Origin of the sequence: Paraburkholderia ginsengiterrae, from assembly GCF_001645125.1 — a bacterium.
Lineage (GTDB): Bacteria > Pseudomonadota > Gammaproteobacteria > Burkholderiales > Burkholderiaceae > Paraburkholderia > Paraburkholderia ginsengiterrae.
This window is the reverse complement of sequence record NZ_LXKA01000165.1, coordinates 53154-69850: the sequence shown is the minus strand read 5'-3', so window position 1 is coordinate 69850 and position 16697 is coordinate 53154. Positions and strand designations below refer to the sequence as shown.

At 63.0% G+C, this 16697-nt stretch carries 7 protein-coding genes; all 7 read left to right on the top strand.

Features of this window, described 5'->3' with window-relative positions; all coding sequences use genetic code 11:
* The first annotated feature begins 139 nt into the window (after positions 1-139).
* The 7 genes from A6V37_RS13285 to A6V37_RS13255 all read left to right on the top strand — a co-directional run bounded on the left by A6V37_RS13285 (position 140) and on the right by A6V37_RS13255 (position 16587).
* A complete protein-coding gene (locus A6V37_RS13285) occupies positions 140-2395 on the top strand; it encodes a LamG-like jellyroll fold domain-containing protein (RefSeq protein ID WP_064265748.1) in 2256 nt (751 codons plus the stop codon).
* Positions 2396-2653: 258 nt separating this feature from the next.
* Complete coding sequence (locus A6V37_RS42820; protein WP_064265747.1) at positions 2654-4201, top strand: methyl-accepting chemotaxis protein; 1548 nt, start codon at positions 2654-2656, stop codon at positions 4199-4201.
* A gap of 202 nt (positions 4202-4403) precedes the next feature.
* The gene (locus tag A6V37_RS13275) at positions 4404-6752 is read left to right on the top strand and encodes a beta propeller repeat protein (RefSeq protein ID WP_064286049.1); all 2349 of its coding nucleotides are present in this window, start codon (positions 4404-4406) and stop codon (positions 6750-6752) included.
* A gap of 1162 nt (positions 6753-7914) precedes the next feature.
* Positions 7915-14142: an ESPR-type extended signal peptide-containing protein gene (locus A6V37_RS13270; protein WP_064286048.1), complete on the top strand. Its 6228-nt coding sequence runs from the start codon at positions 7915-7917 to the stop codon at positions 14140-14142.
* Between the two features lie 67 nt (positions 14143-14209).
* On the top strand, positions 14210-14938 hold the full coding sequence (locus A6V37_RS13265) for an OmpA family protein (protein WP_064265744.1): 729 nt from the start codon (positions 14210-14212) through the stop codon (positions 14936-14938).
* 341 nt (positions 14939-15279) lie between these two features.
* Positions 15280-16029: an SDR family NAD(P)-dependent oxidoreductase gene (locus A6V37_RS13260; RefSeq protein WP_064265743.1), complete on the top strand. Its 750-nt coding sequence runs from the start codon at positions 15280-15282 to the stop codon at positions 16027-16029.
* A 63-nt stretch (positions 16030-16092) separates the two neighbouring features.
* Positions 16093-16587: a DUF3237 domain-containing protein gene (locus A6V37_RS13255; RefSeq protein WP_064265742.1), complete on the top strand. Its 495-nt coding sequence runs from the start codon at positions 16093-16095 to the stop codon at positions 16585-16587.
* Positions 16588-16697 lie beyond the last annotated feature (110 nt).

Sequence of the window (16697 nt, the reverse complement as noted above, 5' to 3'; positions counted from 1 at the left end):
TATTTTTTCCTAAAGACCATCAGCGGCCCGGCCGTTATCAAGGCTGGACGGCTACGCTTGTCGTCGTGCCAGCCGAAGAGCAAACGTTTGCGCGGATGTATTCATATCCGTTCCCACCTCGTTCGAACCGCAGGAGAGCATGTTGGTCAACAAGCAGAAGAGCAAGCAAAGCAACGGATTCGATGTCGTGAACACGACCCTTTCACGGCGTACGTTCCTGTACAGCCTCGGCGCGCTTGCACTTTCGGCATGCGGAGGTGAGAGCCCGGCCGCTTCGGCGGGAGCGAGCAGCCGCGCGGCGTCGGCTATGGTCCTCGCAGCAAACGACGCGCTCGCCCGAGCCGCGACGGGTGAGACCGCCGTCTCCACCAGCGCGGCCTTCGTGCATCCCGGCCTACTGCATCTGCAGTCGGATTTCGACCGGATGTCCACCAAGGTCGGCGCGCAGGCTGCGCCGTGGTACGACGGCTGGCAGGCGCTGATCGCAAACGGGCATTCGAGTGCGGACCAGACGCTCCTCGCGGAGGCTGTGATCACGCGCACTGCGACCGGCGGCAGCTATCCGCATCTGATGCAGAACATCGCAGCGGCCTATGCCAATGCGCTGTACTGGAAGGTGACCGGCAGTACGACACACGCTGACACGGCGGTGAAGATCATGAATGGGTGGTCTTCGACGCTGCAGCAGGTGACGGGAGACACGAACCAGGATCTTGCCGCGGGCATCTACGGCTACGAGTTCGCGATTGTCGGCGAGATCATGCGGACTTACCCCGGCCTGTCGGCAGCGAATCTTGCCGCATTCCAGTCGATGATGAAGAACGTCTTTTATCCGATCAATATCGCCTTTCTGAGCGGCCACAACGGCACCGACATTACCCATTACTGGGCCAACTGGGACCTATGCAACATCGCTTCAATCATGGCGATCGGCGTTCTGTGCGATGACCATTCGCTGTTCGACGAGGCAGTCAACTACTTCCTCTTTGGCACCGGCAACGGCGCGATCAGACAGGCCGTCTACTATCTGCATCCCGGTTACCTCGGACAATGGCAGGAGACCGGCCGCGACCAGGGGCACACCACGCTCGGCATCGCGCTGGGTGGCGCGATCTGCGAGATGGCATGGAATCAGGGTATCGATCTGTACGGCTACGACAACAATCGCTTCCTCGCCGGCGCGGAGTATGTCGCCAAGTCCAATCTATATGAGCCGGACGGCACGACTATCTATACCGTGCCTTATCTGACCTACTCCAACAAGGACGTCACGCAGACGCAGCTCTCGTCGAACGCGCAACCTACGCTGCGTTCGTGCTGGGCGCTGGTGTACAACCACTACGTCAACCGGAAGGGACTGGCCGCGCCCTGGACACAGAAGATGGCCGTGCAGGTCCAACCGGAAGGCGGCCCTACCGGTAACGACAGCGGGGCTTTCGATCAACTCGGCTACGGCACGTTGACCTTTACACGCGACCCCGTTGCGCCGGCCGTGGCACCGAGCGGGCTGACCGCGTGGCCGGGCGCGGGACAGGTCGCGCTGTCGTGGTGGGGCGTTGCCAACGGCACGAGCTACAACGTGAAGCGCGCGGCAAAATCCGGTGGCCCGTACGCGACCATTGCGCAAGGCGTCACCGATCCGCTGACGTACACCGACAGTCCGTCGCCCGGCACCTGGTACTACGTCGTGAGCGCTCAGACGTCGTCTGGTGAGAGCGCAAACTCGCCCGAAGCCACAGCTGTCACAGTTGCGCAGTTGCATACCTGGCTGACGTTCGACGAAACCAGCGGCGCCGCAGCCGCTGATTCGAGCGGCAACAACCATGCAGGCACGCTCGTCGGTGGCGTCACACATGCGGCAGGAAAGTCGAACCGCGCCGTATTGTTGGACGGCTCGAGCGGTTATGTGAGCCTGCCCGAAGACCTCGTCGCCGACGTGTCGGATTTCACGGTCGCGGCATGGGTGTACTGGAACGGCGGGGCAGCATGGCAGCGCGTGTTCGATTTCGGCTCCGGCACGGGACGCTACCTGTACTTGTCTCCGAAGGGCGGCCCGGACAATTGTGTGCGCTTTGCGATCACGACCAACGGTCCGTATGGCGAGTATCGGCTCGACGGCACGGCGGCATTGCCGACAGGCCAATGGACGCATGTTGCGGTCATGCTGTCAGGCACGACACTAACGCTCTACGTCAACGGCGCTGCAGCGAACAGCCTGAGCAACGTCCCGTTTGCGCCGTGGCGCATCGGTCCGACAGCGCAGAACTGGATTGGACGTTCGCAGTTTCCAGCGGATCCGTATTTCAACGGCCTCGTCGACGAGTTCCGGATCTACCGCGGCGCGCTGTCGGCCAGTCAGATCGCGTTGCTTGCTCAGGGGGCGTCATCTGTCTGAACGTTCACGCTGCCTGACCGGGCCGGGCGTCACGCAAGCTGTGCAGAGTGCATGCGAACGCCTGACCAGAAAATCAGGAAATCCCTACAAAATACCTCAGTTGTTGAAGTTAACTATCTAGTTTGTATGCGATACAATCGAAACCGCTTAATTCGAACAGTGCCCATCAGCTTTGCCTTACGAAACATAACGGGGAGTGTTTCGATGCCATTTCCTCGAAGAAGGCAAGGCGCCGCTCTTAATCTCGCGGGTTAGCTCATGACAATCTCAAACCGGCTACTGTCGTCTATTTCCATAGCACTACTATCCATGCTGACCGTTGGAATAGTTGGACTTTGGCAAATCAACCAGGCTCAAAACCGATTCGAATATTTCCAGAATAACGTCACTCAGGCAATCAAAAATCTGACTGACGAAGGAGCCCTGGTTTATCGAGATCGGATTCTTGACTATCGCTATGTCATCTTCACGTCCAGCGCAAAAAGAGAGGCGCTTGAATCTGAAATGCGGAAGATGAATTCAGATATTGGGCAGGTTTTGAACAAATATGAAAAGGACGACATAACCAATGACGCCGACCGCAAATTGCTGGATCTCGATCGAGCGAAGCTGGCGGACTTCATATCGGCGCAGAGCCACTTTATTGCGCAGGTGAAGGCCAACGACATGCAAGGCGCAGCAGAAGCGCTGGATGAAGGCGGGGCCGTGCGCGAAGCGAACAGGGCCCTGCAGAAGGCGCTTGACGATCATATCGCGTTCAACGTCCAGCTCGGCGTTGATCTGCGTAACGAGAATCTGGTGTCACACACGAGGACCGTGTGGATTCTGACAGCGATTATCGCCCTGGCAACGGTTCTGGCTGGAGGCATGGCGATCCAATTGCATCGGGTAATCAGCAGCAGCCTCTCAGGCATGCGGGACTCCCTGCAGCACGTGAAAATGTCGCTCGACCTGACGCGGAGAGCCCCGGTAGAGCGCATGGACGAAATTGGGCATACCGCTACCGCGTTCAATGAACTGTTGACGCGCGTGGCGGAGGCAGTTGGGTCGGTTCGACTATCGTCCGAGTCTGTCACGGTAGCGGCCAAAGAGATCGCAGCCGGCAACACGGACCTGTCGGCCCGCACCGAGGAACAGGCCGCGTCGCTTGAGGAAACCGCTGCCAGCATGACGCAGCTGACCGAGACGGTAAAGCAGAACGCCGAGAACGCACGTCAGGCGAACGCGCTAGCCGCCCGTGCTACCGATATGGCGGACGCCGGTAACGAATCCGTTCTGGGTATGGTTGGAACGATTGAAGACATTAGCGGTAGCTCGAGCAAGATTTCCGAAATCACCGGAGTGATTGAAGGCATTGCATTCCAGACTAACATTCTGGCGCTCAACGCGGCCGTGGAAGCGGCACGCGCTGGTGAACAGGGGCGCGGCTTTGCCGTCGTGGCGAGTGAGGTTCGAAGCCTCGCTCAGCGTTCCGCGACCGCAGCCAAAGAAATCAAGGAACTGATCACTGCGTCCGTTTCCAAAATCCAGGATGGTTCAAGACAGGCAGCAGAAGTCAGCACGACCATGGGGCAGGTCAAGCAGGCAATCAAACAGGTGTCCGATATCGTTGGAGAAATCGCGGCAGCTTCTGAAGAACAGAGCCGTGGTATCGAGCAGGTGAATCAGGCCGTCGGTCAAATGGACGAAGTGACTCAGCAGAACGCGGCACTGGTTGAGCAGGCAGCCGCCGCGGCGCAGTCGCTTGAAGAGCAGGCGACGAGCCTTAAAGATGTGGTCTCGGTGTTCAAGGTCGCTGATGCGTAATCTGCGTCACGAGCAATTGCTTTGCATAACTAACATAGCCGGTTTGCTTCTACAGCCGCGCCGCAGTGGCTAAACCCCAAATACTGCCTCAGTCACCGAATCCGACGATCGCAAACGACATGATGGTTTTGCGCGGATGCGGGCAGTGCTGTTCGTTTGACGCTGGCGTACGTTCATCAACAACGACAATTGGAGTGCATTCATGGATCAAACCAATACGCCGGCACGCGTGCCGGCTGCACATCAATCCGCGGACGGCAGTATCGAAAGCAACGCTCGACGGCACTTTCTGTTGAGCCTTGGCGCCGCAACGCTCCTCTCCGCCTGCGGTGGAGCGGACGGCGGCGGACCGGCGTCGACATCCGTCAAAGCCATGGCCATGGCCGCCAAGGCCGGCGGCGCGTCTGCCCAGCCCGCCGATGCCTGGGGCAACGTGCGGGTCGTCGCCGGTGGCTATGTCACGGGTATCGTCGCGCATCCGTGGAAGCAAGGGGTTTTCTATGCGCGCACCGATATCGGCGGCGCCTATCGTTACAACGCGGCGACCAGCACATGGATCCCGCTGAACGACTGGACACCGCCATCGGACGCTCACTGGATGGGGATTGAGAGCATTGCCGTCGATCCGGGCAATCCGAACATGCTTTATATGGTCGTCGGCCTCTATACCAGCTGGTGGGCACAGAATGGCGCCGTACTCGTGTCGTCGGACCAGGGCGCGAGCTTCACATCGTATCCGTTGAGCTTTCGGGTTGGCGGCAACGAGGACGGACGCCAGGTCGGCGAGCGGTTGCAGGTGGATCCGAACCATGGGTCGACGCTGTTCTACGGGAGCTCCAATAACAGCTCCCAGCCAAGCTCCAACGGTCTATGGACGAGCGCCAACAGCGGCCAGACGTGGACGAAGGTGAGCGGCTTCAATGCGCTTTCCAGCGACAGCACTGGGGCGGGCGTGGCGTTTATCGCGTTCGATCCGCGATCCGGCGGCAATGGTTCGCCGAGCCAGACCATCTTTGCCGGCGTTTCCACCGGCACGGCGGCGTCGACCCTTTATCGCAGCGGCGACGGCGGCGTGACGTGGAGCCCGGTTGCGGGCGGCCCGACGAGCCCCATGATGCCGCAGCGCGGCCTGATCGGGCCCGATCGTCAACTGTACGTCACGTACGGCAATGTCAAAGGCCCCAACGGCATGACGGCCGGCCAGGTGTGGAAGTACAGTATCGACGCCGGCACCTGGGAGAACATCACGCCACACGATCCGATCAACTACCCGTCAGGTTTCAGCGGCCTCGCGCTCGATCCGTGGAACCCCGGTGTCGCGATCGTCATGACGATGGACCATTGGTGGCCGCAAGACACGATGTATCGCACTGGCGATGGCGGCAAGACGTGGACGGACGTCGGCGCGAACGCTGTGCGGGACGCGAGCCTCGCGCCCTGGATGGCACACGGCCAATCGGAGCCCGGCTTCGGTAATTGGGCCCAGGCCGTGATCGATCCGTCGAACATCGACCACGCGTTCTATACGACCGGCGGCGGCATCTGGACCACGTCCAATCTGACCGATGCCGATCGCGGTCTGCCGACCCACTGGAGCATCGGCGCCAATGGCATCGAAGAAACCGCGGTGCTCGCGCTGGCCTCGCCGACGGCGGGCGCCACGCTCATCAGCGGCCTCGGCGACGTGGGCGGGTTCGTCCACACCAGCTTGACCGCGGCGCCGACGCAGTCAGCCGCAAATATCACCAACGGAAACGGCACAGGCGTCGATTTCGCGCGGAACGTCCCCGCGAAGATGGTCCTGGTCGGAACCGGCGTTGGCAGCACGGGTGCATACGGTGCAGTCTCGCAGGACGGCGGCGCGACGTGGACGGCCTTCGCCAGTCAGGCCGGCTCGTCCAAGGGTTCCGGTGGAGTGGCCTTGTCCGCGGACGGGCGCACGATCGTGTGGGCGCCGTCCGATGTGGCGCCGGTCTACTCCACCAACAATGGCGCGAGCTGGCTCCCGTGCCTGGGCGCGTGGACGCAAACGCCGCTGCCAGTCGGTGTCCAGGTGCTTTCGGACGGGCTCAACGCCAACCTGCTCTATGCATGGGATGCTACCCACGGCGTCTTCTACGGCAGCGGCGATCAGGGCGTGACGTGGCAGATTTCCGCCAGCGGCCTGCCCATTGGCGGCCAAGCTTCGACGGTGACCGGCGTTCAGGGGCAGATCTGGCTCGCGACGTCGTCCGGCCTCTACAGCAGCAGCAACTCGGGTTGGACCTGGAACGCGTTCCAGCCGGGCATTATCACGTCGGCAATCTCGATCGGTTTCGGCATGGCGGCGCCGGGAGCGAACGGTCAGACCTTCTATCTGGCGGGCACGGTCAATGGCGTGATCGGCCTGTTCCGCTCCATCGACCAGGGCGCGACCTGGGTGCAGATCAACGACGCCCTGCATCAATGGGGCGGTTACACGCTGGTGGTCGGGGACCCCAGGACGTTCGGGACCGTCTACGTGGCGCCCAACAGCGGTCGAGGCATTCTCTACGGTACTTCGTCCACCTGATCTGTCTTCAGTCGAGCTTGTGGGATGGTTGGTCAAGGGCTCGATCACGACCTCTGTTTCGGGCCACGGTTCCGTAGGTGCAGGCGCGGGTGTCGGCTATCGCTGGTAAGTAAGTTGTGTGTATCCGCTGCCGTTGCATTTGTGTTGCGGCAGCGGGCGAAGCGCCGCGGAATTTTGCAGAGGACGAGTGTCACGTGGTTTCATGAAATTCGGACCAGACAGCGAACCTCTTTGTAAGCTGTATTAGAGGAAGAAAGAATTGGATGGCAAGAATGATTTAAGGCGAAATGCATAAAAAATTCTCGTGAGTTCTTAATTTTGTCATAGAAAATCTGACGAGGTGTTTGAACTGTTTTGGGGCATATCCATCGCGTGGGCATTGCCCGTGCAGGGATTCCTAGTCACGTCGGGATGGCAATTCCTCGAAAAAAATAAGGCAGCGTCAAGGCAATCCTCAATAGCATCCATTCCCTAATTATTAAATCTTGCAAAGCCCGCAATAAAGTAAGTCTTTTCTGTAGACAAATGAAAAGGCGTATGAGAAAGTTCCCACGAGCACATAAGTTTCTTTGTGTTACACGAATTGCCAGAGTAAGGGGCGCACATCTAATACAAAATGGAGCGGCCCTTGTCTCACATAGTGCTCATGTTGCAAAAGAAGCGGCGCTTGCTGCATGGCATGAAGCTGTTTGCCAAGCCCATGTGCCGACGAAACGGATGTGACGCGCTATCGAGGGGTCCGGTAACCATGAGTATTCCAGTTGGGGCAAAGTCGGGCGCTGGCCCGGCGAAACAGGCATACCAGTCAGGCGAGCGATCAGTGCTCTGCCGCGCCATCGTCGCCCCTATGCCGCAGCCCTTTGGACCCTCGTAACGCAGCAATGCGTCGATCGCCGCGGCGGTCAGTTCGCTAAAAAGAATCGACCGTCCGGTCGGCTGCCATTATTTAAATTAGACATGCGAAATACTTCTTTTGAAGAGGTACTCGCTCGCGCTAAAAATTCATCGAGGGCAGAGGCAGCGTGCTGTAGAAAACACTAAAAAACCGCATGCCGCAGCCAGACGTTTATTGAATAAAACTAGTAATCCTAATTAGTAGGATTGGGTGAGCATGCCCATCACTACAAAATTCGCATGGCCAATTACTTATCGAGGCAACGACATGAACAAGGCATATCGGACCATCTGGAACAAGGCGCTGGGCGTTTTCGTCGCCGCATCGGAGCTGGACACGTCGCGCGGCAAAGGGAAGTCAGGGGCGGCTGCCGCCGTATGTGAGGGCCGCAACGCGGAGCTGGGCGAATGCGGTGCTTTGACGCTGCGCGGTGCCAATCCGCGCGTGCTGACAGTGTTGCTGGCTATGGGGGTTGGCGGATGGACCGCGCAGGCACAGGCGCAGGTGAGCTGCTCCGCGGCCCCCTACAACTTCTACAGCGGCAGCACCACGTGCGTGGGTTTCACGTCATCCGCCTCGGGAGGCGGAGCCACCGCGGTAGGTTACGGCGCCACCAGTACGGGACTGAATGCCTTGTCCTTCGGCTTTCAAGCCATAGCGTCTAATATTAATGCCATTTATCTGGGGGCGCGCACTGCTCCGGGTACCGGCGCGACCGCGCAGTCGGCGATTGCGATCGGCACTGATGTCGCCGCTAGCGGTTCGGCTGCCATCGGTATTGGCGTCGACTCAGTCTCGAGTGGCAACCTGTCGACTGCGGTCGGCCCCTCCGCGAAGGCGACCGGCGACAACGGCGTTGCACTGGGCGCAAGCTCCAGCGCTGCCGCGTCAGGCGCGGTTGCATTGGGCAGCGGAGCCATCGGCTCGCAAACCAACGGCGTCGCTGTTGGTTCGGGCGCCTCTGCCACCGGTGTCAACGCGGTCTATCTGGGCGCGCGCACCGCCGCGGGCACCGGTTCGACGGGGCTATCGTCCATCGCGATTGGCACCGACGTTACCTCTACCGGCGACTATGCCGCCGCCTTCGGCTTCCAGTCGGTGGCGAGCGGCCCTGCGGCTGTCGCACTGGGTTATATCGCCGACGGCTCAGGGACGCACGCTATCGCTGTCGGCTTTCAGTCCATCGCCAGCGGCCTGAACGCCGTTTATCTGGGCGCGCGTAACGTCGCGGGCACGGGCGCAACGGCGGCGGGTGCCATTGGCGTTGGCACGGACGTCACGGCTTCAGGTCCATCTTCGCTCGCCGCCGGCACCGTGGCCACAGCTTCGGCACAGAATGCAGTCGCATTGGGTGCGGGATCCTTCGCCTCGGGACTCAACGCGCTCGGCATGATGAACGGCTCGCGGGCCACCGGTGCGAATGCGATAGCGTTGGGTGCGTCCGATTCCATCGCGGAAGGCGGTTCGTCTGCGCCGGCCGCCGTGGCGGGCGCCGCAGCGTCAGGCATTCGCGCCGTAGCGATTGGCTCTGGCGCGAGCTCAGCGGGTTCGTCGTCGATTGCGATAGGAGATTCGGCCGGCACGGGCACCAACGCCAATGCCATCGCGATGGGCACGAATGCGACGGCGTCGGGCAACAGCGCCGTCGCGCTGGGCAACCAGGCGCTCGCGAGCAATGGCAATGCGACAGCGGTTGGCTTTACATCGCAAGCTCTCGCCGCGTCGACCGTGGCCATCGGCGATAGCAACAAAGCTGCGGCGGCGGCAGGCGCCGGTTCGATAGCCGGTGGCCACAGCTCCCAGGTGCTGAGCGGGACGGGTGCGGTGGCGCTCGGTCAGGCGCAGACGGTCAGCGGCAACGGTGCCGTTGCTATCGGCGACCCCAATAGCGCAACGGGCAACGGCGCAATCGCGGTAGGCGCGGACAACACGGCCACTGGCAACGGCGCGCTCGCGCAGGGCAACGGCAACACGGCGAGCGGCCAGGGCGCCGTCGCACTCGGCAACGCGAGCAACGCGACCGGCGCGAGCGCGCTCGCGCTCGGCGACTCGGCAGTGGCGAACCTGGGCGACGCAATCGCGCTGGGCGCCGGCGCGTCGGCCAACAATGCGAACGCAGTGGCGCTGGGCGCCGGCAGCACCACCGCCGCGCCTGTCGATACGGCGAGCGTCGCGGTTGGCGGCGTCACGCATCCGGTGCAAGGTACAACGCCTGGCAGTACCGTGAGCGTCGGTTCGGTGGGCAATGAGCGGACGATCACGAACCTCGCCGCGGGCCGCGTGAGCGCGACCAGCACCGACGCGGTGAACGGCAGCGAACTGTATGCGACCAACCAGGCAGTCGACAACCTGACGAGCGGCACCGTGGGCCCGTTCGTGTCCAACAGCTCGGTCACGTCGACGCAGCCGGTATCCTCGGGTGCGAATGCGGCGGCCGGCGGCTTCGGCGCAACGGCGAGCGGCGGGGCCTCGCTCGTGGTCGGCAATCAGGCGACCGACAACGGCGTGGCGAATTCCACCGTGCTGGGCCAGGGCGCGAGCATCGCTAACGGCATGACCGGTTCCAATGTGGCGCTGGGCCAGGGATCGTCGGTGACGTCGGCCGCGGTGCCTACCGCGAGCGGCACCGTCGACGGCACGAGCTTTATCTACGCGGGCGGCGCGCCTGCCGGCGTGGTCAGTGTCGGCACGTCGGCGGCGCCGCGTCAGATCACCAATGTCGCGGCCGGACGCGTGAGTGGGTCGAGCACGGACGCGGTCAACGGCTCGCAACTGTTCGCCGCCGATACCGCGATCACGACCGTGGGTTCACAGGTAACCAATCTGGGCAACACCATCGCGTCGAGTCTCGGCGGCAGCACCACGTACAACAGCACAACCGGGGCGCTGACCACCAACCTCAGTTACGGTGGCAACACCTATACATCGGTACAGAATCTCGTCAACGCTATCACCGGCGGCGGTAGCGCGCCCGGCATCAAGTACTTCCATGCGAACTCGACGGCGCCGGACAGCCAGGCGATCGGGACCAACAGCGTCGCAATAGGCCCGAACGCGGTCGCCAGCAATACGGGCGATGTCGCGCTCGGTTCGGGGTCGCAGACCGGCACCGCCACACCCACCGCGAGCGCGACGATCAATGGAACGGTCTACAGCTTTGCCGGCACCAATCCGACGAGCGTCGTGAGCGTGGGCGCGGCAGGTGCCGAGCGCCAGATCCAGAATGTGGCAGCGGGCAGCCTGAGTGCGAGCAGCACGGATGCCGTGAATGGTTCGCAGCTCTACCAGACCAACCAGTCGATCGACAGTCTGGCGACGACCGTCGCCGCCGACAAGACGCACTACTACAGCGTCAACGACGGCGGCACGCAAGGCGGCAACTACAACAACAACGGCGCCACCGGCCTCAACGCGCTGGCGGCGGGTGTGGCGGCGACGGCGAGCGGCGTGAGCAGCTTCGCCGGCGGCAATGGCGCTGCCGCGCTGGCGGACAACGCGGTGGCGCTGGGCGCTCTGTCGAGCGCATCGGTGGCGGGTGGCGTTGCGATTGGCGCGGGCTCTGTGTCGGACCGCGCGGTGCTCTCCGGCATCGGCTCGATTGCCAACGGCACACATTCGATTCCGTTCAACACTTCGGATCAAACTCTGCTCGGCGCGGTGTCGTTCGGCAGCGCGAGCGGCAACACGTATCGCCAGTTGACGAACGTCGCCGACGGCACGCAGCAGCACGACGCGGTGACGATCCGGCAATTGGCTGGTGCGCTGTCGTCGTTCGCGGTGACGGGGCAGTTGTACTTCCATGCGAACTCGACGGCGGCGGATTCGCTCGCGGTCGGGGCCCAGTCGATCGCGGTCGGGCCGACGACGGTGGTCAACGGCGATAACGGTGTGGGCGTCGGCAACGGCGCGATCGTCGATGCGACGGCGCCGGGCGGCGTCGCCATCGGCCAGGCTGCGAATTCGGCGCAGGCGGATGCGATCGCGGTGGGCAGCGGGTCGGTTGCGAGCGGCGCGCAGTCGATCGCGCAAGGCGCAAATGCCAGCGCGGCCAACGCCGGGTCCATTGCAATCGGCTCGGGTTCACACAGCAGCGCGATCGACGCGCTCGCATTGGGCGCCGGCGCGAGCGCGACATCCGCGAACAGTGTCGCGCTGGGCTCGGGCTCGCAAACCGGCACGGCAACGCCGACGCCGAGCACGACGATCAATGGCACGGTCTACGGCTTCGCCGGCACCACGCCGACCAGCGTGGTGAGCGTGGGCGCAGCGGGCGCCGAACGGCAGATCCAGAACGTGGCGGCCGGCCGCCTGAGCGCGACGAGCACGGACGCCGTGAACGGCTCGCAGTTGTACCAGAGCAATCAGGCAATCGACGCTCTCGCGACCACCGTCGCCGCCGGCAAAACGCATTACTACAGTGTCAACGACGGCGGCACGCAGGGCGGCAACTACAACAACGACGGCGCGACCGGCACGAACGCGTTGGCGGCGGGCGTGGGGACCGTCGCTGCCGGCGCGGGCAGCACCGCGCTCGGCCAGGGCGCGACGGCGAACAACGCGAACGACGTGGCGTTGGGCAGCGGCTCGACGACCGCCGCCGCCGTGGCGACCCCGGGCGACACCATCAACCGCACGGCCTATACGTATGCAGGCACTTCGCCCACGAGCACGGTCAGTGTCGGCAGCGCGGGTCACGAGCGCACCGTGACCAATGTGGCCGCGGGCCGTGTCAGCGCGAGCAGCACGGATGCCGTGAACGGTTCGCAGCTCTACGCCACCGATCAGGCCGTCGATAACCTGGCCAGCACGGTGACGGCCAATGCGAAGCATTACTACAGCGTCAACGACGGCGGCACACAAGGCGGCAACTACAACAACAACGGCGCCACCGGTCTCAACGCGCTGGCGGCTGGCGTGGCGGCGACGGCGAGCGGCGTGAGCAGCTTTGCCGGCGGCAATGGCGCTGCCGCGCTGGCGGACAACGCGGTGGCGCTGGGCGCTCTGTCGAGTGCATCGGTGGCGGGGGGCGTTGCGATTGGCGCGGGCTCTGTGTCGGACCGCGCGGTGCTCTCCGGTGTCGGCTCGATCTCCAACGGCACGCACGCGATTCCGTTCAACACTTCGGATCAAACTCTGCTCGGCGCGGTGTCGTTCGGCAGCGCAAGCGGCAACACGTATCGCCAGTTGACGAACGTCGCCGACGGTACGCAGCAGCACGACGCGGTGACCATCCGGCAGCTGGCCGGCGCATTGTCGTCGTTCGCGGTGACCGGCCAGCTGTACTTCCATGCGAACTCGACGGCGGCGGATTCGCTCGCGGTGGGCGCGCAGTCGATCGCGGTCGGGCCGACGACGGTGGTCAACGGCGATAACGGCGTGGGCGTGGGCAACGGCGCGATCGTCGATGCGACGGCGCCAGGCGGCGTCGCAATCGGCCAGGCTGCGAATTCGGCGCAGGCGGATGCGATTGCGGTGGGCAGCGGGTCAGTTGCGAGCGGCGCGCAGTCGATCGCGCAGGGCGCAAACGCAAGTGCGGCCAACGCCGGGTCCATTGCAATCGGCTCGGGTTCGCGCAGTAGCGCCATCGACGCGCTCGCATTGGGTGCCGGCGCGAGCGCGACGTTCGCGAACAGTGTCGCGTTGGGAGCCGGATCGGTTACGACAGTCGGCGCGTTGAGCAATTACATCGCATACGGCTTGAGCAGTCCGCAGTCGTCGGCGGGTGAGGTCAACGTCGGCAATCGGCAGATCACGGGGCTCGCCGCCGGCAAGGCGGGCACTGACGCCGTGAATGTCTCGCAGCTCGATGCGGTGGCAAGCAAGTTGACGACGCTGATCAGCCAGCAGACCACCACCGTCAACAACGGCGGCAGCTTCACGTCCTCGCCCGGCACGCCGACTCCGCCGGCGTCCTCCGGGTCGAATTCGTCCGCGGGCGGGCAAGGGGCGGTGGCTTCCGGCAACAACAGCTCGGCGGTGGGCAACGGCTCGACGGCGTCGGGCAGCAGTTCGACTGCGGTGGGAGCCGGTGCAACGTCGACCGGCAGCGGATCGACGGCGCTCGGTTCGAACAGTAACGACGGCGGCCGAGCGAACGTGGTGGCGGTCGGCTCCGCCGCGTCGACCCGGCAGGTCATCAATGTCGCTGCCGGCACGGCGGCGACCGACGCGGTCAACGTCGAACAGTTGAACAATGCGCTTTCCCAGGCCAACACGTACACCGATACCCGGATAAATGAATTGCAGAACGGCATTAGTTCCACCGCGCGCAACGCGTATTCAGGCATCGCTGCGGCGACCGCGCTGACGATGATTCCGGAAGTGGACAAGGACAAGACGCTGTCGCTCGGTATCGGCACTGCGGGCTTTCGCGGTTATCAGGCAGTCGCGCTCGGCGGCACGGCGCGTCTCACTGAGAACCTGAAGATGAAAGCCGGCGTGGGCATGAGCCCGGGAGGCACGACGGTCGGCGTCGACGCGGCAATGCAATGGTAAGTCGCGAGGGCGGGGCAGCCGCCGCGCGCCCCGCATTCTCCGCCATCCACAATCTATGGAGTACTTGATGAACCGACTTTTTTTCGCCAGTTTTTTCTGCACTGCCGCGCTTGCCGTGACAGGATGCACGGCCGGGAGCGGCCCGACCTTCAACGCCTATTCCGTCGATGCAAGCAACGGCGTCAGGACATACCGGGCCGAGTGCCACGGGCTGTTCGAGAGCGCGTCAACCTGCATGAAGGTGGCGCAACGCATCTGCCGCGACAAGGCAGTGCAGCCGATCGACAGGATCGACCAGGTTCGCGCCGCTGACGACAACCGCAACGACCCGCGTGTTCTGCTGTTCAGATGCGGCCAGGATGCCAGTGCTGACGCGCCGACCAAACCGGCTCCTGTTGCAGCAGACGCAACCACGATCGAAAACTTCACGGTGCAAGCGGATGCGTTGTTTCCGTTCGACAAGTCGGCGCCCGAGTCGATGCTGCCCGCCGCGAAAGTCGAACTCGATCAGATCGCCGAACGTATCCGCAAGCATGAGCAGGTGAACGCCATTACGGTGGTCGGTCATACCGACAGGCTCGGTTCCGAATCCATCAACGGACCGTTGTCGCTGGCCCGCGCTAACTCCGTGCGGGACTATCTGGTTGCTCGCGGACTGGACGGCAGCATCATTCACGCGCAAGGTGTGGGATCGAGCGAGCCGCGGACGCACTGTCTGGATGGCGATCCCCGCGCGCTGATCGCGTGCCTGCAGCCGGACCGGTATGTGTCGATCACGGTTCAGGGGCGCAACTGATGTGAGCCCATAACGCGGCGCCGGACAGACTCGCGATGAGCGGGGCACAACCGGCGCCGGGTCCGTGCTGGAGCACGCACATATCGTTCGAAAGCGGCTTTCTATGTCAACCAGAATCTGCAGATCTGACAACGGGCGAGGACTCGGATAATCGGCGCGAAGGCGGACTGAGATGTCCGAAATGATCGGAGTCTCAGGCTGTTTATTTCCGGCTTCCTGAACTCTACTATTGCCTTTTCGCTGCGCAGGGCGCTGACGGTCGCCGGTTCAAGCGCAGCAGCTGGCTCCAATCGTTGTGCGGCTCCGTCAGCAGCATTCGCAAACTTCGCCAAGGAAGGGCAATGTCTACACATCCTGTTGTTCTGGTCACTGGTGCGTTGACTGGCATCGGACGCGCCACTGCGCTGGCCTTCGCCCGTGAGGGCGCTCACGTCGTTGTCTCCGGTCGGCGCGCCGGCGAAGGCCAGAAGCTGGCTGAGGAGCTTCGCACACACGGTGTTGAAGCCGAATTCATTCAGTCCGATGTCCGATTCGAAGACGAAGTACGCAACCTCGTCGACATGACGGTGGCGCGCTTTGGCCGGCTCGACGTGGCGGTCAACTCGGCGGGCACCGAAGGTCAGTCGGGTCCCGTAACGGACCGGACTCCCGAGGGCTATGCCGCCGTGTTCGATACTAATGTGCTCGGCACGCTGCTCAGCATGAAGCACGAAATGTGCGTGATGCTGGCGCAGGGTAGCGGCAGCATCGTCAATATTTCATCGACGATGGGCTCGCGTGGCGCGGCGAACGCATCGCTCTATGTGGCGAGCAAGCACGCCGTGGAAGGTCTGACCAAATCGGCGGCGATCGAGGGTGCCGCGTCGGGGGTGCGCGTCAACGCAATCGCTCCAGGCCCTGTCGAGACCGCGATGCTCGATCGGCTGACCGGCACCGCCGAGCGAAAAGCCGCGTTTCTCACGAACGTGCCGCTCAGGCGTGCGGGAACCCCTGAAGAGATAGCCGACGCAATCGTGTTCGTCGCGTCCGACAAGGCGGGTTTCATCACGGGCGAAATCATCAGGGTCAACGGTGGAAAGACGGCCTCGTGAGACTGGTTAGTCACCACTAAACTTTGCTGTCCATAAACCAGGCGCTGATTCTTGAGATAAAACATGCCCACAACACTCTTCGACAGCCTTCCCGCACCACTTAAAAGCGTGCAGACGCGCCCATTGTTCGTCATGCGGCTCGACGTCAAGCCGATCGTCGTTGTCGGCGCTACGCCGGGACCGTTTCGTCGTGTGGGTATCGTTCCGTCGGGAGTGTTCGAAGGCGACCGATTGTCCGGAAAAGTGCTCGATGGCGGCAGCGATTGGCAGGCCGTGCGCAGCGACGGCAGCACCACGCTCGACGTACGCCTCATCCTGCAGACCGACGACGGCGCAACGATCGCGATGTCGTACCGCGGCGTTCGGCATGGGCCGCCCGAAGTCATACAGCGGCTCGAGAAAGGTGAGCTTGTCGATCCATCGAGCTACTACTTCCGGATCAACCCCATCTTCGAAGCGCCGCCTGGTCGATACGAGTGGCTGAACCGTGTTCTCGCTATCGGTACCGGGCATCGGTTCGCAAACGGACCCACGTATAGCGTGTTCGAAGTTCTGTGAACCAAAGTTGACCCGCTGAAGCCGACCTCATCCTTTTTGATCGGGAGGTGGCCGGTTTGGCGGGCCAACGTCGTTGACGACTTCAATCCATCCCCGTTTAATACCCCTCC

What these genes read in the sequence shown, in the direction of transcription:
- A6V37_RS13285 (WP_064265748.1), top strand. Translation starts at nt 140, where the DNA reads ATGTTGGTCAACAAGCAGAAGAGCAAGCAAAGCAACGGATTCGATGTC.
- A6V37_RS42820 (WP_064265747.1), top strand. Translation starts at nt 2,654, where the DNA reads ATGACAATCTCAAACCGGCTACTGTCGTCTATTTCCATAGCACTACTA.
- A6V37_RS13275 (WP_064286049.1), top strand. Translation starts at nt 4,404, where the DNA reads ATGGATCAAACCAATACGCCGGCACGCGTGCCGGCTGCACATCAATCC.
- A6V37_RS13270 (WP_064286048.1), top strand. Translation starts at nt 7,915, where the DNA reads ATGAACAAGGCATATCGGACCATCTGGAACAAGGCGCTGGGCGTTTTC.
- A6V37_RS13265 (WP_064265744.1), top strand. Translation starts at nt 14,210, where the DNA reads ATGAACCGACTTTTTTTCGCCAGTTTTTTCTGCACTGCCGCGCTTGCC.
- A6V37_RS13260 (WP_064265743.1), top strand. Translation starts at nt 15,280, where the DNA reads ATGTCTACACATCCTGTTGTTCTGGTCACTGGTGCGTTGACTGGCATC.
- A6V37_RS13255 (WP_064265742.1), top strand. Translation starts at nt 16,093, where the DNA reads ATGCCCACAACACTCTTCGACAGCCTTCCCGCACCACTTAAAAGCGTG.